17 protein-coding genes and 1 pseudogene are annotated in these 19,470 nt (G+C 65.6%); 8 read left to right on the top strand and 10 right to left on the bottom strand.

Features of this window, described 5'->3' with window-relative positions; genetic code table 11:
- Window positions 1-70: 70 nt before the first annotated feature.
- Together blaOXA and CEY05_RS31010 are read left to right on the top strand one after the other, a co-directional pair.
- Window positions 71-937 carry a class D beta-lactamase gene (blaOXA, locus tag CEY05_RS21175; RefSeq protein ID WP_369825979.1) on the top strand — a complete coding sequence of 289 codons (867 nt, stop codon included), beginning with the start codon at window positions 71-73 and terminating at the stop codon, window positions 935-937.
- Window positions 934-1,047: pseudogene (locus CEY05_RS31010) on the top strand (acyltransferase); the annotation flags it as partial. The gene blaOXA and the pseudogene CEY05_RS31010, both read left to right, overlap by 4 nt.
- A 132-nt stretch (window positions 1,048-1,179) precedes the next feature.
- Here the strand turns inward: CEY05_RS31010 and CEY05_RS21165 are convergent.
- The 3 genes from CEY05_RS21165 to CEY05_RS21155 form a co-directional block, all read right to left on the bottom strand.
- The gene (locus CEY05_RS21165) at window positions 1,180-1,641 is read right to left on the bottom strand and encodes a cupin domain-containing protein (RefSeq protein WP_088597360.1); all 462 of its coding nucleotides are present in this window, start codon (window positions 1,639-1,641) and stop codon (window positions 1,180-1,182) included.
- 28 nt (window positions 1,642-1,669) lie between these two features.
- The gene (locus CEY05_RS21160; protein ID WP_088597361.1) at window positions 1,670-2,425 is read right to left on the bottom strand and encodes an SDR family oxidoreductase; all 756 of its coding nucleotides are present in this window, start codon (window positions 2,423-2,425) and stop codon (window positions 1,670-1,672) included.
- 239 nt (window positions 2,426-2,664) lie between these two features.
- The gene (locus CEY05_RS21155) at window positions 2,665-3,354 is read right to left on the bottom strand and encodes an RraA family protein (RefSeq protein WP_158219372.1); all 690 of its coding nucleotides are present in this window, start codon (window positions 3,352-3,354) and stop codon (window positions 2,665-2,667) included.
- A 267-nt stretch (window positions 3,355-3,621) separates the two neighbouring features.
- Between CEY05_RS21155 and CEY05_RS21150 the strand changes: the two genes are divergently transcribed.
- Complete coding sequence (locus CEY05_RS21150; protein WP_369825973.1) at window positions 3,622-5,442, top strand: ABC transporter ATP-binding protein; 1,821 nt, start codon at window positions 3,622-3,624, stop codon at window positions 5,440-5,442.
- Window positions 5,443-5,657: 215 nt separating this feature from the next.
- Here the strand turns inward: CEY05_RS21150 and CEY05_RS21145 are convergent, their stop codons facing one another.
- Window positions 5,658-6,701 carry a tripartite tricarboxylate transporter substrate binding protein gene (locus CEY05_RS21145; RefSeq protein WP_158219371.1) on the bottom strand — a complete coding sequence of 348 codons (1,044 nt, stop codon included), beginning with the start codon at window positions 6,699-6,701 and terminating at the stop codon, window positions 5,658-5,660.
- A 110-nt stretch (window positions 6,702-6,811) separates the two neighbouring features.
- On the bottom strand, window positions 6,812-8,098 hold the full coding sequence (locus tag CEY05_RS21140) for an FUSC family protein (RefSeq protein WP_233161629.1): 1,287 nt from the start codon (window positions 8,096-8,098) through the stop codon (window positions 6,812-6,814).
- Between the two features lie 145 nt (window positions 8,099-8,243).
- On the opposite strand from CEY05_RS21140, the gene CEY05_RS21135 reads away from it, so the two are divergent.
- Window positions 8,244-9,800: a DHA2 family efflux MFS transporter permease subunit gene (locus CEY05_RS21135; protein ID WP_088597364.1), complete on the top strand. Its 1,557-nt coding sequence runs from the start codon at window positions 8,244-8,246 to the stop codon at window positions 9,798-9,800.
- A gap of 57 nt (window positions 9,801-9,857) precedes the next feature.
- Here the strand turns inward: CEY05_RS21135 and CEY05_RS21130 are convergent, their stop codons facing one another.
- On the bottom strand, window positions 9,858-10,847 hold the full coding sequence (locus CEY05_RS21130) for a LysR substrate-binding domain-containing protein (protein ID WP_088597365.1): 990 nt from the start codon (window positions 10,845-10,847) through the stop codon (window positions 9,858-9,860).
- Window positions 10,848-11,032: 185 nt separating this feature from the next.
- Here CEY05_RS21130 and CEY05_RS21125 point away from each other — a divergent pair, with 185 nt between their 5' ends.
- From CEY05_RS21125 to CEY05_RS21110, 4 genes are all read left to right on the top strand, one after another.
- The gene (locus CEY05_RS21125; protein WP_088597366.1) at window positions 11,033-12,034 is read left to right on the top strand and encodes a tripartite tricarboxylate transporter substrate binding protein; all 1,002 of its coding nucleotides are present in this window, start codon (window positions 11,033-11,035) and stop codon (window positions 12,032-12,034) included.
- Window positions 12,035-12,038: 4 nt separating this feature from the next.
- Complete coding sequence (locus CEY05_RS21120) at window positions 12,039-13,562, top strand: UxaA family hydrolase (protein ID WP_088597367.1); 1,524 nt, start codon at window positions 12,039-12,041, stop codon at window positions 13,560-13,562.
- A 51-nt stretch (window positions 13,563-13,613) separates the two neighbouring features.
- Window positions 13,614-14,378 carry a 4-hydroxy-2-oxoheptanedioate aldolase gene (gene hpaI, locus CEY05_RS21115; protein WP_088597368.1) on the top strand — a complete coding sequence of 255 codons (765 nt, stop codon included), beginning with the start codon at window positions 13,614-13,616 and terminating at the stop codon, window positions 14,376-14,378.
- Between the two features lie 154 nt (window positions 14,379-14,532).
- Window positions 14,533-15,495 (top strand): tripartite tricarboxylate transporter substrate binding protein, encoded by a 963-nt coding sequence (locus tag CEY05_RS21110; protein WP_088597369.1) that lies wholly within the window; start codon window positions 14,533-14,535, stop codon window positions 15,493-15,495.
- Between the two features lie 72 nt (window positions 15,496-15,567).
- Here the strand turns inward: CEY05_RS21110 and CEY05_RS21105 are convergent, their stop codons facing one another.
- Genes CEY05_RS21105 through CEY05_RS21090 form a run of 4 tightly spaced genes read right to left on the bottom strand, consistent with a single transcriptional unit; the run spans window position 15,568 to window position 19,461 of the window.
- The gene (locus CEY05_RS21105; RefSeq protein ID WP_088597370.1) at window positions 15,568-16,434 is read right to left on the bottom strand and encodes an IclR family transcriptional regulator; all 867 of its coding nucleotides are present in this window, start codon (window positions 16,432-16,434) and stop codon (window positions 15,568-15,570) included.
- Window positions 16,418-17,572, bottom strand: a complete 1,155-nt coding sequence (locus CEY05_RS21100; protein ID WP_088597371.1) for a CaiB/BaiF CoA-transferase family protein — start codon at window positions 17,570-17,572, stop codon at window positions 16,418-16,420. Before CEY05_RS21100 ends, CEY05_RS21105 begins: the two co-directional genes overlap by 17 nt.
- 1 nt (window position 17,573) lies before the next feature.
- The gene (locus tag CEY05_RS21095) at window positions 17,574-18,467 is read right to left on the bottom strand and encodes a CoA ester lyase (protein WP_088597372.1); all 894 of its coding nucleotides are present in this window, start codon (window positions 18,465-18,467) and stop codon (window positions 17,574-17,576) included.
- Window positions 18,454-19,461 (bottom strand): MaoC family dehydratase N-terminal domain-containing protein, encoded by a 1,008-nt coding sequence (locus CEY05_RS21090; RefSeq protein WP_088597373.1) that lies wholly within the window; start codon window positions 19,459-19,461, stop codon window positions 18,454-18,456. Before CEY05_RS21090 ends, CEY05_RS21095 begins: the two co-directional genes overlap by 14 nt.
- Between the last annotated feature and the right edge of the window lie 9 nt (window positions 19,462-19,470).

The raw sequence follows: 19,470 nt of genomic DNA, 5'->3' as shown, positions 1-19,470 counted from the left end.
GGCAGCACGGCGCGCGCGGCAGTACCCGGTTCCCTCAACCCTTACCTTGCCTTCCATCATGAGCCGATCCATTACGCTGCGCCGTGGCGCCGCGCCCCTCTTCCTGGCCGCTGCATTCGCCGCCTCGGCCGCCGGCGCCACGCCTGCGGCACCGGCACCAACACCAACACCGATACCGGCACGGACGATCTGCACCATCGCGGCGGATGCCGCGTCCGGCCGCGTCCTGGTGGAACAGGGCGCTTGCGCCGATCGCTACACGCCCGCCTCCACATTCAAGATTGCCATCAGCCTGATGGGCTTCGACGCCGGCATCCTGCAGGACGAGAACACGCCGGTGTGGAATTTCCAGCCCGGTTATCCCGAATGGGGGGGCGAGGAGTGGCGCAAGCCCGCCACGCCGGCGCGCTGGATCAAGTATTCGATCGTCTGGTATTCACAGCAGGTCGCCAAAAGGCTGGGGCAGGCGCGCTTCCAGGAATACGCTTCGAAATTCCACTTCGGCAATGAGGATGTGTCCGGAGAGCCGGGCAAGCACAACGGCACGGAAGGGGCATGGATAAATTCTTCCTTGCGGATCTCGCCGCGCGAGCAGGTCGAGTTCCTGCGGAAGATCGTCAATCGCCGACTGCCGGTCAGCGCGCACGCCTATGACATGACCAGCCACATCCTGGATCTGGGCGCTATCGCCGACGGCTGGCATCTTTATGGCAAGACGGGCACCGGCTCGCCGGGCAATGACGGCCATTACGATGCCAGCCGTGCCTACGGTTGGTTCGTCGGCTGGATGGAAAAGGACGGCCGCAAGGTGGCTTTCGCCCGCCTGATCCAGGATCAGGAAAAGCAGTCCACCACCCCCGGCGTGCGTGCGCGCGCCAGCCTGGCAGCGGACCTTCCCGGCCTGATCGCCGCGGGCAGCGGCACGGGCCATCAGTGAAGACGTGGGTCCGCAACCCCAGCATCGATACGCTGCGTGGCGTCGCCATCCTGTTGGTGATGATGCATCACTTCAATATTGCCTACTCCCTGCAGGACACGACGCTGGCCGATCTGTTCAGCGGGCCCTTGCTGCTTTTGTCGGGAAGGCTGTCTGCCGCCGTCGGGCGCGTCTGCCTGGATTCGCTCAATGCCGCTATCCGCAAGCGCTATGCGCGCGCGCCGATGGTTGCATGACGATGATCACTTCGGCGGCAGCACCGGGGGAACGCCTTTGGTTTTTACCAGGACGACCATGAACTTGGCGGGTTCGGTCTGGCTGGCGTTGCGGCCCACGGTATGGATGTCGTTGGGACCTTCGTAGAACATCTCGCCCGGCTTCAAGGTAACTTCCGGGCCGCCCCGTACCTGCATGACGATGCTGCCTTCGAGCACGTAGACGAACGCGTCGGCGTCATGGCGATGCACGGGATCCGCGCCGCCCGGCGGATATTGCACCAGCAGGGCCAGGCCTTCCTTGCCCGGGATGTCGGGCAAGTCCTTGGACATCAGCGGCGTGACGATGGGTTCAGGCGCGGACGTCGGTGCCGTCGGGGCACCGTGGCCAGCGTGAGGCGCCGGCGGGGCGGCATGGGCCGGTAGCTGGCCCGTGCCCAACAGCGCGCCGGCGACGGCGGCGGCCGAAAGGAAAGTGCGGTTTTTCATGATTGGCTTCCTGTCTTTGGCAACGGATTTACGGACGCTGTCCGGACTGCCGGAACCATTCCTCGAAGGCGATCTTCCCCAGGTGCGCGTTGGCGCCCGGCGTCAGCGTGTCGTCGTCCAGCACGGCGCCGAAGTAGCGGGTCTGTTTGTCGGCGACCACTTTGCGCGTGTCGCCGGTGGCCTTCAGATAGCGCTGCACCAGCGCCGCCATGGGTTCCTTGCCGGGACCAGCGATCTCGACGATGCCGTTGACAGGCGCGGCCAGCGTAGCGTCGGCCACGGCCTGCGCCACGTCATCGGACGCGATGGCCTGCACGTTGGCGGCCGGCAGGCGTACCACATCGCCTTCGGTGCCGGATTGCACGATGCCGCCCAGGAACTCGAAGAACTGGGTCGAGTGGACGATGGTGTAGGGGATGCCGCCTTCACGGATCAACTTTTCCTGAGCGATCTTGCCGCGGAAGTAGCCGCTTTGCGCCAGGCGATCCGTACCGACCACCGACAGCGCGACGTGGTGGCGTACGTCCGCGGCCTTCTCCGCCGCGATCAGGTTGCGGCCGGAGGTCTGGAAGAATTCCAGCACGGCGTCGTCCGCGAAGGACGGGGAATTGGCGACGTCCACCACCACCTGCACACCTTCCAGCGCTTCGGCCAGGCCCGCGCCTGTAATCGTGTTGACGCCCGTATTGGGCGAAGCGGCGATGGCTTGATGGCCGCGCGCGTTGAGGATGGCAACGAGTTTCGAGCCGATCAGGCCGGTACCGCCGATGACGAGGATTTTCATGTGAGGCTCCTTACGGGTCGAGGTGGCCGACGACCGGCCTGACCTGGGATGGTGGGTGCACGCCGCGAGAGCGATGTGCAACGAACGCATCGTAGGTGTCCACCGGCACTGCAGGAAGCCATTGGGAAGGGCTCGCGGTGTTGTCCTGGACGCAACAATGGCCAGGCACTTCCGAAATGAAGCGTCTGGCCATTGCTGTCATGCAGGCGGCGGGCGCCCGTCCGCGCCGCGATCGAAGCCTATTTCACCTCGAACTGATGCCAGGCCTGCACCAGCTTGTCATAGTCGAAGTCCGGCCCGTTGAGCACACCCAGCAGGGTCGTTTCGCGCTGCTGCACGCGCGCGATGGCGGCGGGCAGCCGATCGATGAGGTCGGCGCGGATGACCACGCAGCCGTGCCGGTCGGCATGGACCAGGTCGCCCGGCCGCACCGGCAGCCCGAACACGCTGACCGGCGTATCGAAGTCGATCAGGTGGGCGAAGCCGGAACCCGGCGTGACGTTGCCGCCCAGCAGCTGGTAGCCCTCCGGCAAGGTATCCAGATCGCGTATCGCGCCATCGGTCACCACGCCGGCCACGCCCATGGCCTTGTGCAGCGAAGCATTGATCTCGCCCCAGATCGAGCCGACGCCACGCCGGCTGCCGCAGTCCTGCATGACCATCACGGTGGGGCGTCCAGCGGCGGCCAGATATTTGTAATAGGCGAAGCGACGCTGCATCATCACTTCGTGGCTGTCGGTGCAAGGCTGCGAGGAAATGATCTTCGCGGTCAAGGCGTAGCCGGTAAAGGGCGGCAGGCCGGGATTGGCGGCGATGACCGTATCCAGGGTGTAGTTCTTGCCCCGCAGCGTCGGGTCCATGACGATCATGGCGTTGCAGACGGTGGGCGTATCGATGCCGCGCAGGGCTTCAATGATGGCGATGCTCATAGGGTTACCTTGCCGTGAAGAGGGATGTTTCCGTGTTGCGTTCTTTTGTGTATACAGAAAGTAGGGCGGCAGTGAGCACAGGTCAACGTTTGTTTGCCGTTTCGGATAAAGTGACGAGCGAACGCATCGATTCGACATGCGAACAGGTCGAATCGACGTTGCCTGAGATCGCTAAACTCAAAGAATTTCCGCCCCGACCCCCTCTGCCATCGCGCAGAGTTTCCCCAGGACCGAGCGACCTGGGCTTCTGATCTACCTATTTATCCCATGGCATTGAAACGCAAGCGCATCGACATGCGAGGACAGGTCTTCAAGGATGTCCTCAACTACACCTTCCGCCATTGGCGCCAGCAGCCGCGCCGCATCGCCCTCATCATTTTCCTGGTGCTGGGCGGCGCGCTGGCGGACGTGGTCACGCCGCTGTTCGCCGGCCGCCTGATCGACGCGGTGACGTCGGGCCCGGCGGCCAATGCCGGCATCTGGCAGGCGGCGGTGGCGGCCTTCGTCATGCTGATCGTCGCGGGTGTGATCGGCACCGTGCTGCGCCAGCTGTCCTATGGCGTGATCTCCGCGCTCACCGTGCGCATGATGAACCATATCTGTGCGAAGGCCTTTCATCGGGTGCAACGCTTTTCCAGCGACTGGCATGCGAACACCTTCGCCGGTTCGACGGTGCGCAAGATCACGCGCGGCATCTGGGCGCTGGACCTGCTCAATGACACCCTGCTGGTTGCGCTGCTGCCATCGCTGACCATGCTGATCGGAGCGGCCCTGCTGCTTGGCTGGCACTGGCCCGTGATGGGCTTGCTGGTGGGTGGGGGCGCCTTGATCTACCTGGTCGTCATCGTTTCCCTGTCCCTGCTGTATGTGGCGCCGGCCGCGCGGCTGGCCAATTCCTGGGACACGCGCATGGGCGGCGCGCTGGCCGACGCGGTCAGCTGCAACGCCGTGGTCAAGGCCTTCGGCGCCGAGTCGCGCGAAGAACGGCGGCTGGGGCGTGTCCTGACGAAATGGCGCGACCGCACTTACCGGGGATGGATACGGGGCACCATCAATGGCGGCCTGCAAGGAGCGCTGCTGGTCCTGATGCGCACGGCTATCGTGGGGGCGGCCCTGCTGCTGTGGGCCGATCAGCGCGCCAGCGCGGGCGACATCACCTTTGCCTTGACCATGTACTTCATCCTGCACGGTTATATGCGCGAAGTCGGCATGCATGTGCGCAATCTGCAGCGTTCGGTCAACGACATGGAGGAACTGGTGGGGCTGGAACGGCAGCCGCTGGGTATCGAGGACCGTCCCGGCGCACGGCCCATCGCCATCACCAAGGGCGACATCCGTTTCGATGGCGTGACCTTCCAGTACGGCGGCCACCTGACGCCCTTGTACAAGGACTTTTCCCTGCATATCGCGCCGGGTGAGCGCATCGGCCTGGTGGGACACTCGGGGTCCGGCAAGACCACGCTGATCAAGCTGATCCAGCGCATGCATGATGTGAACAAGGGCAGCATCAGCATCGACGGACAGGACATCGCGCAGGTGCAGCAGTCGTCGCTGCGGGCGCAGATTGCGATCGTGATGCAGGACCCGGTGCTGTTCCACCGTTCGCTGGCAGAGAATATTGCCTATGCGCGGCCCGACGCCTCGCAAGAGGAAATCGAAGCGGCCGCGCGGCTGGCCAATGCGCACGAGTTCATCGAGCAGTTGCCGCGCGGCTATGAAACGCTGGTGGGCGAGCGGGGCGTCAAGCTGTCGGGCGGCGAGCGCCAGCGCGTCGCCATCGCGCGGGCTTTCCTGGCGAATGCGCCCATCCTGATCCTGGACGAGGCCACGTCCAGCCTGGACAGCGAGAGCGAGATGCTGATCCAGCAGGCGATGGAAAGGCTGATGGTCGGCCGCACGACCCTGGTCATCGCGCATCGGCTGTCGACGGTGCGCGCGCTCGATCGCCTGATCGTGCTGGAAAAGGGCCACGTCATCGAGGAAGGTACGCACGATGTGCTGATACAGCGGCCCGGCGGCGTCTACCGCAACCTGTTCGAACGGCAGGCCTTGTCGCTGACGCAGTCGCTGGACGTCGCGGCGGAGTAGCACTTGATGGCCGGGCCCCGGATGTCCGGACGCCGGAGCCTGGACCCGGAGGGCCGGATCCCTGAAAAAGGGGCGCCGCGGCTTCGATGCCGCGTTGCTTCGTATCGCGCTGCGTGCGCGCCGAAGGGAACGGCGCTGCGCCGTCCCGGCCGGTGATGACGGGCCCCGCGCAGCCTGCCGGGCTGGCACGGCGCACGGGGTAGGCGCGGCCGTCGCTATTGCGCGGCCATGTGCGAGTCCTTGATCACCTTGGCCATGCGTTCATAGTCCTGCGCCATGTAGCGGCCCATGTCGGCAGGGCCCATGTACATCGGGTCTATGCCCTGGTCGGCAAAGCGCTTGAGCGTGGCGGGGTCATGCAGCAGCGCCTGCAGCGCCGTGCTGACCTTGCCCACGACCGTGTCCGAGACGCCTTTCGGCGCCACGATGCCTATCCACGACGCGTAGTCGTAGCCAGGGACGCCGGACTCGGCGACCGTGGGCAGGTCGGGCATCAGCGGCGTGCGCTGGGCGCCCGCCACCGCGATGGCGCGCAGCTTGCCGGACTTGACCAGGGGCAGCACCGTGCCGATGGCGCAGAACATGGTGTCCACCTCGCCGGCTGCCAGCCCGACGGCGGCCTGGCTGGCGCCCTTGTAGGGAATATGCTGCATCTGCACGCCGGCGCCCGACTCGAACATGGTCATGGCGATGTCCTGCGGACTGCCCACGCCCCCGGACGAATACTTCAACTGGCCGGGGTGGGCCTTCACGTACGCGAGCAGTTCCTGCGTGTTGTGTATGGGCAGGGCGGGATTGACCAGCAGCAGCGTGGGCAGCACGGCGACCATGCCTATGGGGCGGAAGCTCTTGACCGGGTCGTACGGCACTTTGCGCAGGTTCGGCAGCACGCCCAGGATGGTGTTGTTGCAGCCGCACAGGGTGTAGCCGTCGGCGGGCGAACGCGCGACGCGGTCGGCGCCTATGGTGCCGGACGCGCCGGTCGGGTTGTCCACCACGATGGCCTGGCCCAGCCGTTCGGCCAGCTTGTCGGTAACCGCGCGGATGGCGACGTCGGCAGCGCTGCCGGCCGCCAGGGGCGTGACCATGGTGATGGCATGGGTGGGCCAGTCCTGCGCCACGGCGGGACGCCAGGCCAGGGTGAAGAAGGTGGCGGTCAGGATGGTGGCAGCCAAGGGGGCGGCTGCCAGGCGGGTTGCGGTTTGAACGGCGCGGACGCGCCGATCCGCGGCGCGATTGCTCGTCGCTTCTGTGGGCATTTCAGTCTCCAGATAATGGTTCTTGTCGTTCTTGTCATTCTTGTCATACGCCCCGGGGGAAGGCGCGAGCCATTCTAGGCTTGGGGGGCGATACACGTCCATCCCACCAGCTATGGCGCACTCGAAAACGCCCGGGACAGCCGTGTGCCGGCGGTGGCGAAGACGGCGGCCAGCAGGGCCGTCATGCCCGCGAAGATGCCGGCCAGGCGCAGCAGGGCGGGCAGGGCGTCGGCGGACCAGTGATGGTCCTGCACGAAGACCATCAGGAAGGCGATGGTGAACTGGCGGCCGATATAGCTGGCGCCTTCCTTGCCGGTCTGCACGTGGCAGCCGATCCAGATCCCCAGGGCCAGCGTGACGAGGCAGAGGACCGGTTGGTCCCCCATCAGCGGCAGCATGGCCACCGCGACGGCGCCGGCCAGCAGGCAGCCGATGGCGCGCTGGGCCATCTTCTCCACCATGGGCTTGTGGACGGTGTCGGGCTGCAGGCCCGCGGGCAGCATCAGGACGGCGATGGCGGTGACCATGGCCTGTTCGTAGCCGGGCAGCCGCAGGAACTGCACGCAGGCGGCGATGAGCGCCACGGCCAGCGCGGCTTGCACGGCGAGCAGGCGCCGGATGGCGGGGGAAGTTGCGGGTGTGGCGGGGGCGGCTGTAGCCGTAGCCGCAGGCGCCATCGCGGCCGTCGCGGCCGTCGCGGCCGTCGCGGCCGTTGCGGCGGCGGGCTGCAGGGGCGGATCGGCGGCTGGGACAGCGGTTTCGGCTGCCGTTGCCTGCGCCGTGGCGGCCATCGGCCCAATCGCTTCGGCGGGCAATGGCCGTCTCTTTTCGTACTTCTTTTCTCCCCAATGGAATAGCGTCGCCACCACCACGCAAGCCAGGGTGCCGATGATCACTTCGGCCACTCGCAGTATCGCGAACTCGGCGGTGGGCCGGATGGCCAGCGCGGTGCGCGCCTCGCACAGCACCAGCAGCGCCGTGATGCCTCCCAGCATCCAGGCATAGGCCCAGCGCGAGGCATTGACGTTGTAGACCGTCACCGCGCCGATGGCGGCCATGGCCGGCACGAACAGCCAGGGCACGGTGCCCGTCCATGGCCCCGCCAGGGTGCCCAGCAAGGCCCCCGCGATGGTCCCCACGATGCGATAGGCGGCCCGTTGCAAGGATGCGGCGAACGCGGTCTGCATGACCGCGAAGCCGCTGAGCGCGGCCCACCAGGTATGCGTCAGATGCAGGGCGTGCGCCACGGCCACGGCCAGCGCCACCGAGAGCAGGGCCTCGATGCCGAACAGCGCGCGCTCGCGCGACGGGCGCCAGGCGCGCAGTTCGCGCGCCAGCGCAGCCAGTGCGCTGACGCCGGTACGGGCCAGCATGGGAAGCAGGGGCAATGCGGGCATGCTGTCGCGCTCCTCAGGTAGGGCAAGAATACTCTGCCGTTGCGGCGGCACGGCGCGGGGCTTCAGGCCATATTCAGCCATTCATGCGACGCTATGCCTGTCGATTGCTGCGCCGCAATGCGGTCCAGCGCATTTATCAGAAGCCATGGCCACCCAACAACCCGTCTCCTATCCGCCGCTGCAAGGCGGAGAACTCGTGCTCGCCACTGTCGCAGTGGCGTTGGCGACTTTCATGAATGTGCTGGATACGTCGATCGCCAATGTGGCGATTCCGACGATCTCGGGCAACCTCGGTGTTTCCGTGGACGAAGGCACGTGGGTGATCACCGTGTTCGCCGCGGCCAATGCCGTGTCCATTCCCCTGACGGGCTGGCTTACGCAAAGACTGGGGCAGATCAAGCTGTTCGTCGGCGCGGTGGCACTGTTCACGCTGGCGTCGTTCCTGTGCGGCATCGCCCCTACCCTGCCTATCCTGCTGTTCGCCCGTGTGCTGCAAGGCGTGGTTGCAGGACCGCTGATCCCGATGTCGCAGGCCATATTGCTGGGCTCCTATCCCAAGGAGAAGAGTTCAATGGCGCTGGCGCTATGGGCCATGACGGCGACGGTGGGCCCCATCGCGGGGCCTTCGCTGGGCGGCTGGATCACGGACCGCTACAGCTGGTCGTGGATCTTCTACATCAATATTCCGGTCGGGATTTTCGCGGCGCTGGTCAGCTGGAAGATCTATAACAAGCGCGAGTCGGTCACGCGCAAGCTACCTATCGATCTGGTCGGCCTGCTGCTGCTGATCACTTGGGTGGGCGCTCTGCAGATCATGCTGGACAAGGGGCGCGACCTGGATTGGTTCGACTCCGGCCTCATCGTCGGGCTGGGTGTCACGGCCGCCGTCAGCTTCGTGTTCTTCGTGATCTGGGAGCTGACGGAGGAACATCCCATCGTGGACCTGCGCCTGTTCGGACAGCGCAATTTCCTGGGCGGGACGGTCGCCATCTCGGTGGCGTACGGTGTCTTTTTCGGCAACCTGGTGTTGTTGCCGCAATGGATGCAGGAGTACTTGAACTACCGGTCGGTGGATGCCGGCATGATGTTGGCGCCGCTGGGCATCTTCGCGTTGCTGCTGTCGCCGGTGGTGGGCAAGCTCTTGCCCAAGTCGGATGCGCGCATCCTTGCCACCGTCGCGTTCCTGATTTTCGCCGGAGTCTTCTACATGCGCTCCGACTACGTGCTGGAAATCGACACCTGGCACCTGATCGTGCCGACGCTGCTGCAAGGCATTCCGATGGCCCTGTTCTTCATTCCGTTGACAGCCATCATCCTGTCCGGACAGCCCCCGCACAAGCTGCCGGCCGCGGCGGGGTTGTCGAATTTCGTGCGGGTATTCTGCGGCGCGGTGGGCACGTCCATCGCCGGCACCGTGTGGAACAATCGCACCATCCTGCATCACGAGCGCCTGACCGAAGCGGCCAATGCGGACAATCCGCTGTTCGCGCACCAGATCGATACGATCCGGTCGCTGCTGCACCTGGACACCAATGCTGCGAATAATCTGTTCGATTCCACCGTCAACGCCCAGGCGGCCATGATGGGCCTGAACGACATCTTCTTCGTCTCGGCCATCATCTTCCTGATGATCATCCCGCTGATCTGGATCACGCGGCCCGCCAAGGGCGGCGGCGGGGCAGACGCGTCCTCGGCGCATTGAAACCGGTCGGCAAGCCCTTGTTTCTGACTTTATTCCTTCCTTGGGAAAGAACAGAGCTCACTTGGCATCGCAGGATCCCTCGGCATGACGGCGATGTGCCGTTGCATGCCGCCGCTGCATGGCCCGCGCGGCGCTGCGCAGGGCGTCCATCATGCGTGCCGTCACTGCCGTGGGTACGGTCTCTCGAAGGGCGATGATGCCGACGCTTGGCAGGTCCACATCGACGCTGAGAGGCAGCACCCGCAGGGCGCCCGCCCGCTCCAGATCCCTGGCCGTGCCGGCCGCCAGGAAGGCGACAGCGCCACGGCGCTGCACGAACAGTACCGTCGCCTGGTAGGACGACGATTCGATCACATCACCCGGCGGTTGCACGCCGTGCCGGTGGAATTGCTGCTCCAGCTTCACCCTTAGCGATGCCCACGGTGGCGGCAAGACGCAGGGCAGTTCGGCGATATCGTCCCAACGCAGCTTGCGCTTTCGTGCCAGGGCATGGCCGGGCGCGATCACCGCGACCATGGGATCCGCATAAAGGGCTTCGGTGGTGAGGTCCGGCGCGGCATAACCTGGCTCCAGGCGTCCGACGAAGAGGTCGGTCTCGCCCAGGCGCAGCTTGGGCAGCAACCCCGTCAGATCGCCGGTCTCGATCAGCACGGTAGCGCGTGCGGATTCAGCCTTCAAGATATCGACCGCATCAGCCAGCAGCGGAGACAGTGCGACGCTCATGGCGCCGATACGCACCCGGCCCGCCGCGCCGCTCTCCTGCGCGCCGATCTCGTCGCGCGTGCGGTCGTACTGCGCGAGCACCGACCGGGCGAAACGCACCATCACGATCCCCGCTGCCGTGGGTGCGGTGCCGCGCGTGGATCGCACGAATAGTGTCTGGCCCAGCATCGCCTCGATTTCCGTCAGCATGCGCGACACGGCGGGCTGGCTGACGGACAGGAATTCCGATGTGCGGCCCAGGTGACGGAACTGGTCCAGCGCCACCAGCAATTGCAGATGGCGCAGTTTGATATTGCTGCGCAGCATACGATCGAGATGGGCCATGGCAGGGAGTGTACTTAACGTCCATGTTATGTAGCAATGTCCATATTCGAATGGAATGTTATGGAGAGCATCGCCACAATGCGGACACGCCTGGACGCCAGATCCGGGCTGCAAGCACCGCCCGCGACGCTCAGTCGTGCAGCGCCGACGACGGCCAGGCGATGAAAAAAACAGCGGAGGAGACCATGAAAAGACATACCGCGATGCTGCCCTCACGCAGGGCCTTGTTACTCGGAGGCTCGGCCATGGCCGCGTCGGCCCTGTTGCCGCGTGCTGCCCGCGCGGCGGATTTTCCCAATCATCCGATTACCTTCATCTGTCCCTGGGCGGTGGGGGGCACCGCCGACCAATCCATGCGGGTGCTGTGCCAGGCCGCGGGCAAGGTCTTGAACCAGACCATCGTGGTCGAGAATCGCGCGGGAGCGTCGGGGATGATAGGCGCCAAGGCCATCGCTACAGCCAAGCCGGATGGCTATACGATCGGGCAGATTCCCATCTCGGTCACCCGCTTCGCGCAACTGAACATGCTGGCGGCGGACCCGCGCACCGACTTCACCTATATCGCGCGTACCTCCGGCCAGACCTTCGGCATCGTGGTGAAGGCGAACTCCCGCTTCAAGAGCCTGGCGGACATGGTGACTTACGCCAAGCAGAACCCGGGCGTGGTGTCCTATGGGCATGCCGGCGTGGGAGGCGCGACGCATGTCGGCATGGAGCAGTTCGCCATTGCCGCCGGCATCAAGCTCAATGCCATCGCCTACAAGGGCGGCGCGCCGGCGTTGCAGGACTTGCTGGGCGGGCAGATCGACCTGCTGGCCGACTCCAGTTCGTGGGCGCCGCAGGTGGAGGCTGGCAGCCTGCGCCTGCTGGCGACATGGGGCGCGCAACGTCCGCCCCGGTTCCGCGCCAGTCCCACGCTGAAGGACCTGGGCTACGACGTGGTGGTCGACGCGCCAAATGGCGTGGGCGCGCCCAAAGGCCTGAGTCCGGCCGTCGACAAAGTGCTGCGCGATGCCTTCCGCCAGGCGGTCGCCAGCGATGATTTCAAGAAGATCACCGACACCATCGATGCCCCCATCATGTATCTGGATGGTCCCGACTACCAGCGCTACGTGTCCGAGGTCTACGACCAGGAGACGCAATTGATCGCCCGCCTGGGACTCAAGGCGCTGTTGCAACAAGGCTGAATCCGTGAAGTTTTCCCCGCTTATCAGGCTGCACCCCGAAGACAATGTATTGATCGCCCGCGATGGCCTGATGCTGGGCCAGACGCTGGCGGAACATGACCTGCGCGTGCGCGCGCAGATCCCCGCGGGGCACAAGATCGCGGCGCGGCGTATCGCGCGAGGCGAGGCCGTGCGCAAGTATGACGTCGTCATCGGCGTGGCCAGCCGTGACATCGAGGCCGGCGAGCATGTCCACACGCATAACGTCGAACTGGCCGAGTTGCAGCGCGATCCCGGCTTCTGCCAGGATGCCGTGCCGGTGGCGTACCTGCCGCAGGAACAGCAAGCGCGGTTTCTAGGCTACGTGCGGCCCGATGGACGCGTGGGGACACGCAATTTTATCGGCATCCTGTCGTCCGTGAATTGTTCGGCCACGGTGATCAAGAACATCGCCGCGCATTTCACCGCCGAACGCCTTGCGGCCTATCCCAATGTCGATGGCGTCGTGGCCTTCGCCCAGACGAGCGGTTGCGGCATGTCCTCGCCCAGCGAGCATTTCGACCTGCTCAGGCGTACGCTGGCCGGTTACGCCCGCCATCCCAATCTGGCGGGCGTATTGATCGTCGGCCTGGGTTGCGAACGCAACCAGGTCGGCGCCTTGGTCGACTCCCAGGGCTTGATGGACGATCCGCGCGTGCGCACGCTGGTGATGCAGGATGTGGGCGGCACCCGCGCGACCATCGCCGCCGGCATCGCGGCGGTGCACGAGTTGCTGCCTTGCGCGGATGCCTGCCGGCGCAGCTCCGTTTCCGCGCGCCATTTGAAGATAGGCCTGGAATGCGGGGGCTCGGATGGCTTCTCGGGCATCACTGCCAACCCGGCGCTGGGCGTTGCCATGGATATCCTGGTGCGGCACGGCGGCACGGCCATCCTGTCGGAGACGCCGGAGATCCACGGCGTGGAATACCTGCTGACGCGGCGTGCCGCCACGCGTGAGGTCGGCGAAAAACTGCTCGCGCGGCTGGCGTGGTGGGAGCGCTATGCCGCCGGGCAGAATGCCCAATTCAACGGCAAGGTGGGGCACGGCAACCAGCAGGGCGGTCTTGCCAACATCTTCGAGAAATCCCTGGGCTCGGCGATGAAGGGCGGCAGCACGCCATTGCAGGCCGTGTACGAATATGCCGAGCCGATCGCGAAGACCGGCCTGGTTTTCATGGATTCGCCCGGCTACGACCCTGTCGCCGTCACCGGCCAGATAGCCAGCGGCGCCAACCTGATCTGCTTCACCACCGGGCGCGGCTCGATGTTCGGATCCAAGCCCGCGCCGACCTTGAAGCTGGCCAGCAATACGCCCATGTATCTCCGCCTGGAGGAGGACATGGATGTCAATTGCGGACGCATACTGGACGGCGAGCTGTCCGTCGCGCAAATGGGACAGGTCATTTTCGATGCCATCCTGCGCGCGGCATCGGGCCAGCCCACCAAAAGCGAGAGCCTGGGCCTGGGCGATCATGAGTTCGTGCCCTGGCATCTGGGCATCGTCAGCTGAGCGCGGCCCCGCCACGGTCTGCTTCTTCCAACCCTCTATCGAGACCTTGCAATGCCTGCTCTCAATCCCTTCAAATCCGCACTGGCGTCCAAATCCCCGCGCATAGGGCTGTGGCTGTCCATGGCCGATCCTTATCTTGCCGAGGTGGCGGCAACGGCGGGCTTTCACTGGCTGCTGATCGACGGCGAACACGCGCCCAACGACCTGCGCGGTACTCTGCAGGCCCTGCAGGCGATCGCGCCCTATTCGTCGCAGCCCGTGGTGCGCGCCGTCAACGGCGATACCGCGGGAATCAAGCGCCTGCTCGATATCGGCGCACGCACCCTGCTGATTCCCATGGTGGACACGGCGGCGCAGGCACGCGCATTGGTGCAGGCTACGCGCTATCCGCCGCTCGGCATACGAGGCGTCGGCAGCGCCGTGGGACGGGCGTCCCAGTGGAGCGAGCGTACGGACTATCTGGATGTGGCCGACGATGAGATATGTTTGCTGGTGCAGGCAGAAACCGTCACCGCCTTGGATAACCTGCAGGCATTGTGCGATACCGACGGCGTGGACGGCGTCTTCGTCGGTCCCGCCGACCTGGCGGCTTCGATGGGATATCGCGGCAATCCCGGGCATCCGGAAGTACAGGCGGCGATCGAACAGGCCATGCGCACTATCGTGGCGTCCGGCAAGGCAGCTGGCACGCTGACCTCGAATGCCGACCTGGCGCGGCGCTATCTGGACCTGGGCTGCACCTTCGTGGCCACGGGTGTGGACGTCCTGCTGTTCGCCAATGCAGCCCGCAAGCTGGCGCGGGAGTTTTGCTGCTGAGTTCGATTACAGGCCGTTGAACGACGGCAAAGCGAAATGCAGTGCCCACGGAACACAGATATCAGGCCGCTGATATCGTCGCGTCCCATATTGACCCAGGAGGAGCCGATTCCAATACTTACGCCATTCCAATAAAAAGGAGACAACCGTGGAAATGGCTAGAAGAGTGTTGGTGGCGAATCTGTTGGTGGGCGTCCTGGTCGGCCCCTGGTGCGCGCCGGTGCTGGCGCAGGAAGCCGGCACCATACGCATGTTCATGCCGTATACGCCGGGTGGCGGCGCGGATACGCTGGGTCGCCTGGTGACCACCAGCGTGAACAAACGCAGCGACCGCAATATCGTGGTGGAAAACAAGCCCGGCGCCAATACCATCCTGGCGACCGACTACGTGTCGACGCAGAAGCCGGACGGCGCGACCCTGCTGTACGCATCCAGCTCCTTCACCATCAATCCGCATCTGTACAAGGTCAGCTACGACCCGGCGACCAGCTTCGCGCCCGTGGCCTTGCTGTCGGAGATTCCGCTGGTGATGGTGACCACCAAGGACTCGCCATTCAAACGGGTACAGGACGTCGTCGACAAGGCCAAGGCCAAGCCGGGGCAGATATCCTTCGCCTCGTACGGCCTGGGCAGCGCGGCGCACCTCGGCGGCGTCCTGTTCGAGTCCAAGGCCAACGTGAAGATGCTGCACGTGCCGTACAAGGGCAGCATGCCTGCCTTGAACGACCTGATGGGCCATCACGTGGACGTAGCCATCGTCAGCCTGGAATCGGCGCTGGCCATGATCAAGGGGGGCGAGTTGCGCGCCCTGGGCATCTTCAACCAGGACCGCCTGTCATCGCTGCCGGAAGTGCCGACGATGGTGGAAACCGTGCCGGGCTGCGTGGCGGTAGGCTGGAACGGCATCCTGGCGCCCAAGGGTACGGATCCGGCGGTCGTGAAAAAGCTGAACTACCAGATCAATCAGGCCCTCGTGTCGGATGACTTGAAGCAATACTTCGTCAACCAGGGGCTGGAACCGAAGCAGCGCACGCCGGAAGAATTCACGCAGATCATCAAGGATGAGAACGCGAAATGGGGACAACTGGTGAGCGCTGCCGGATTGAAACTGCAATAAGGGCGACAGGCGCAGCGGCTGCAGCCATTGCCGCCGTTGAAGGCGGCGGGGCCAGCAGACAGGTGCCGCCTGTCAGCCAGCTTTCCCGACGGCATAACGCCCAGGGGCCACCGCCGCCCCCGCCAAGCGGCCTTGCGCAGCGGCGGCCCCTGCGCTGAAATGCTGGCCTATGCCGTCGCGTAAGATCGTCTCGATCCGTTCGCGGCAGGCCTCGAATTCATGCGCATGCACGGCAATGCCGATGGCAAGGGGAGAGTCCGCGACGTCGATCGGCAGGCGCGTGGCGACGACGGCCGATCCGGCGGTGACTGCCTCGCGGCTGTAAGCGAAGCCGCTCATACGGCAGGCGCGAACTTCTTCCATCAGCGCGTCCAGATCCAGGGGCGCGGCGATCTCGCTATCGATGGCATTGGCATTGCGGGCGATGCGCAGGATCTCGTCGTCGTCGCGCATGCTTAGCAGTACCTTGCCTACCGCGGCGCGGCAGATCGGACGCATCAGCCCGGGCTTCAGGCCGACGCGCGAGGGGCGGGCGGACACGATGTGCATGTATTGGGCATACAGGCCGTTCTGGATCGCCAGCAACACCACATGGCCGGTGGCCTGGGCCAGGCTTTCCATCAACTGCAGCAGGCTGCCTTCGTTGAACAGGCGGTGATGCATCCACAGGCCCAGGAAGGCAACGCGCACACTGGGATAGAACGTGCGGGCACGGCGGTCGTGCAGCAGATAGCCCAGGTTGTGCAGGCCGTGCAGCAGCACGGACGTGCTCGATTGTGGATAACCCAGCTTGCGGGAGATGTCGTTGACGGTCAGCGGCGTCTGCTCGACCGCGAACAGTTCCAGGATTTCCAGGCCACGGTGGACGGCCCCCACGGACTTGCCGTAGGGGTCGTTGGGTATGTAGGCAGTGGCTGGCGGGTCATCCGCACCGAGCATCGTAGTTCTCTCCAAGAAGCCGTAGATTGGCCTCGCCGAGCAGCGGTGACGCCGTGCGTAGCGGCGGCCGCTGACCGTCGAAACGTATCGGCAGTCCGACGGTTTGCTGACTGTCTTTTTCCTGGATCATACCCAACTGGCGGGCATGCTCGTCGTCAGCCAGTTGCGCGATGGTCTGGACAGGCGCATTGGGGATGCCGGCCTGGTCCAGTATGGCTGACAAGGCATCGCTGTCGTATTGCCCGGCATAGGCTTCGATGTGCGGCAGCAGGGACTTCTGGTTGATGACCCGGTCGCCGTTACGCAGGTAGCGCGGATCTTCAGCCAGGTCGGGCCGGTCCATGACGCGGCATAGCTGCGCGAACAGGCGGTCGTTGCCGGCGCCGATGACCAGCCAGCCCGTGCGCGTGCGGAAGGCCTGGTAGGGCACGATGCCGGCGGCACCCGAACCCTGCGGCTTCTGCGGGCCGCCCCCCATGGCGTGGCGTGCCATCGGCGTGGCCACCCAGGCCAGGGCGGTCTCGAACAAGGACGTTTCCACATGGCCGCCGACGCCGGTGTCCTTGCGTTCCAGCAGGGCGGCCAGGATGCCGATGGCCGACCACATGCCCGCGCCCATGTCCACCATGGAAACGCCCACGCGCACCGGCGGCCGCTCGGTGCTTTCGCCGGTGACGCTCATGACGCCGCAATAGGCCTGCATCAACGGGTCGTAACCCGGCTTGTGCGACAGCGGACCGCCGCTGCCGAAAGCACCCAGGTCGCAGTACACCAGGGCCGGCTTGAGCGCGCGCAGGCGCTCCGCGTCCACGCCCAGCTTGGCGGCGGCACCGGCGCGCAGATTGCAGACCACCGCATCGGCGCGCGCCAGGATCAAGCCGACCAGCGCGTCGCGTTGCGCGGCGTCGGCGAGATTCACGGCAAGACTGGCCTTGTTGCGGTTGAATGCGCTGAAGTGAGGGCCGGCGCCATTGACGAAAGGCGGGCCCCACCCGCGCGCCGCGTCGCCACCGTCGGGGTTTTCCACCTTGATGACTTCCGCGCCCATCTCGGCGAGGATCAAGCCGGTATAGGGGGCCGCCACACTGTGCCCCAGTTCGACGACGACGTATCCCTTCAAGGGATGTGCACTGGACATATCAGGCTTCCTGGTTGTTGCGGGCGGTGGCCGCGCGTTCGAGCAGGCGCATGGCGCGCAGGGCCACGGGCCGGTCTATCATGTTGCCCTCATAGGCCACGGCGCCAGCCCCGCGCGCCACGGCGGCCTCATAGGCCGCGACCACGTTGCGGGCACGTTCGACCTGCGCCGTGCCCGGGCTGAACACGTCGTTCAATACCGCTACCTGGCGCGGATGCACGCAGGTGGCGCCGGCGAAACCCAGGCGGCGCGACCGTAAGACCATCTGCCGATAGGCATCGTCGTCGTGCGTGCCCGCCACGCTGGCCAGCACGCCCAGCGGCAGGATGCCGGCCGCACGCGCGGCATGCACGCCCAGCATCTTGGCGACATACAAGGTGTCGGCCGACGGCTCGGCGTCCAGGTCGGTGGCCAGGTCTTCGCCGCCCACGGCCATGCCGACCAGCCGCGGATGCGCGCGGGCGATGGCGTCCAGCCGGGTGACACCCGCCGCGCTCTCGACCAGTGCGACCATTCGGGTATGGCCGAGCGGCAATCCCAGTTCGGCTTCCCTGGCGTCGATGACCTCGGCGATCAACTGCAGGTGTTCGGGGCCGAGTACCTTGGGGACGACCAGGCCATCGACCGCGGGGCCGACGGCGGCGTGGATGTCGGCCACGGCCAGATCCAGTTCGCGGTTGATGCGCACCAATACGTCGGCGCCATTGCTGCCGGCCTGGGCGGCAGCCTGCGCGACGCCCTGGCGTGCACTGGTTTTTTCCGCCATCGCCACGGCGTCTTCGAGGTCCAGGATGATGGCGTCGGCGCCACGTTGATGGGCCTTGGCGACGAAGCGCGGTGCATTGGCGGGGCAAAACAGCAACGAGCGCCAGAACGGCAGTTCAGCGTGCGGCATGGACTGTCCCCCTGGCGCCTGCCACGTGGCTGCTGTCCGCTACATCGGCGGTATCTTCGACGGGACCGAAGCCCAGCGTGACTTGCGCGCTGACCTGGCCTTGCGGATTCAGCACCCAGGCCTGCACGGTGTCCTGGCCGCTGGCCTCGTCATGCGCCGGCTCGGCGCCTTCCAGCACCATCGTGTCGCCGAGAAACAGCGGACTGGACAAGCGGGCCTCCAGCCGCGCCAACGGCCTGCCGTCCATGCGCCGCAGCGCCGCGTCGATCAGCAGGTGCAGTGTCAACGCGCCATTCATGACGCAACCGCGGTAGCCTTCCTCGTCGCGGGCATAGTCGGCGTCGTAGTGGATGCGATGACTGTTCCACGTCAAAGCGCTATAGCGGAACAGCAGGACGGGATCGATCAGCCTTTCTTCCCGCCATGCGGTGCTTGGCAGGCCGGTCTTCGCATCGGTGTCGGCGGCGCCGGCACCCGGCCCCGCCGACCCTGCGGATCCTGCAGATCCTGATGAATCCGCCGAGGGCGACTGCCGATAAACCACATTCTGCTTTTCGATGACCGCATCCTGCCCAGCGACGCTGATGGTGTGCGTGACCTGCACGAACACCAGCGGTCCGGACCGGCCGGTCTTGGGCGTGATCGCGGTGATGCGCGAAGTCTTCACCGCTTCCGCGCCAACGCGCAGGGGCCGCAGGAAGGTCACCTCGCGTCCGACGAACATGCGGCGGGGCAGGGCGATCGGCGGCAGGAAGTCGCCCTTCATCGGGTGGCCGTCGTGGCCGATGCGCGCCGCTTCGACATTGGGCGTGAAGAACATCGAGTACCAGTGCGGCGGCAGCGCCACGCCGCGCCGGTAAGCCTGCGGGTCGAGGTCGCTGAGCACGGCCGCGCGGCGCACCAGCGTCAGGCCGATCTCGTCGTCACGGCTTTCCGTCTTGCCTATCCAGTCGGAATAGTCTTGCGCGCAAGGGGATGAAAATTCTAGGGGCATGGCGATTCC

The organism is Achromobacter sp. HZ34, from assembly GCF_002209485.1.
GTDB lineage: Bacteria > Pseudomonadota > Gammaproteobacteria > Burkholderiales > Burkholderiaceae_B > Bordetella_C.
Note: the sequence above shows the minus strand (reverse complement) of the source record. Positions and strands in the feature narration are given on the sequence as shown.

Excerpts from the sequence above, each read along its gene's own strand:
- CEY05_RS21165 (WP_088597360.1), bottom strand. The coding sequence starts at position 1,641 with ATGAAAAACCGCACTTTCCTTTCGGCCGCCGCCGTCGCCGGCGCGCTG.
- CEY05_RS21160 (WP_088597361.1), bottom strand. The coding sequence starts at position 2,425 with ATGAAAATCCTCGTCATCGGCGGTACCGGCCTGATCGGCTCGAAACTC.
- CEY05_RS21155 (WP_158219372.1), bottom strand. The coding sequence starts at position 3,354 with ATGAGCATCGCCATCATTGAAGCCCTGCGCGGCATCGATACGCCCACC.
- CEY05_RS21150 (WP_369825973.1), top strand. The coding sequence starts at position 3,622 with ATGGCATTGAAACGCAAGCGCATCGACATGCGAGGACAGGTCTTCAAG.
- CEY05_RS21145 (WP_158219371.1), bottom strand. The coding sequence starts at position 6,701 with ATGCCCACAGAAGCGACGAGCAATCGCGCCGCGGATCGGCGCGTCCGC.
- CEY05_RS21140 (WP_233161629.1), bottom strand. The coding sequence starts at position 8,098 with ATGCCCGCATTGCCCCTGCTTCCCATGCTGGCCCGTACCGGCGTCAGC.
- CEY05_RS21135 (WP_088597364.1), top strand. The coding sequence starts at position 8,244 with ATGGCCACCCAACAACCCGTCTCCTATCCGCCGCTGCAAGGCGGAGAA.
- CEY05_RS21130 (WP_088597365.1), bottom strand. The coding sequence starts at position 10,847 with ATGGCCCATCTCGATCGTATGCTGCGCAGCAATATCAAACTGCGCCAT.
- CEY05_RS21125 (WP_088597366.1), top strand. The coding sequence starts at position 11,033 with ATGAAAAGACATACCGCGATGCTGCCCTCACGCAGGGCCTTGTTACTC.
- hpaI (WP_088597368.1), top strand. The coding sequence starts at position 13,614 with ATGCCTGCTCTCAATCCCTTCAAATCCGCACTGGCGTCCAAATCCCCG.
- CEY05_RS21110 (WP_088597369.1), top strand. The coding sequence starts at position 14,533 with ATGGCTAGAAGAGTGTTGGTGGCGAATCTGTTGGTGGGCGTCCTGGTC.
- CEY05_RS21105 (WP_088597370.1), bottom strand. The coding sequence starts at position 16,434 with ATGCTCGGTGCGGATGACCCGCCAGCCACTGCCTACATACCCAACGAC.
- CEY05_RS21100 (WP_088597371.1), bottom strand. The coding sequence starts at position 17,572 with ATGTCCAGTGCACATCCCTTGAAGGGATACGTCGTCGTCGAACTGGGG.
- CEY05_RS21095 (WP_088597372.1), bottom strand. The coding sequence starts at position 18,467 with ATGCCGCACGCTGAACTGCCGTTCTGGCGCTCGTTGCTGTTTTGCCCC.
- CEY05_RS21090 (WP_088597373.1), bottom strand. The coding sequence starts at position 19,461 with ATGCCCCTAGAATTTTCATCCCCTTGCGCGCAAGACTATTCCGACTGG.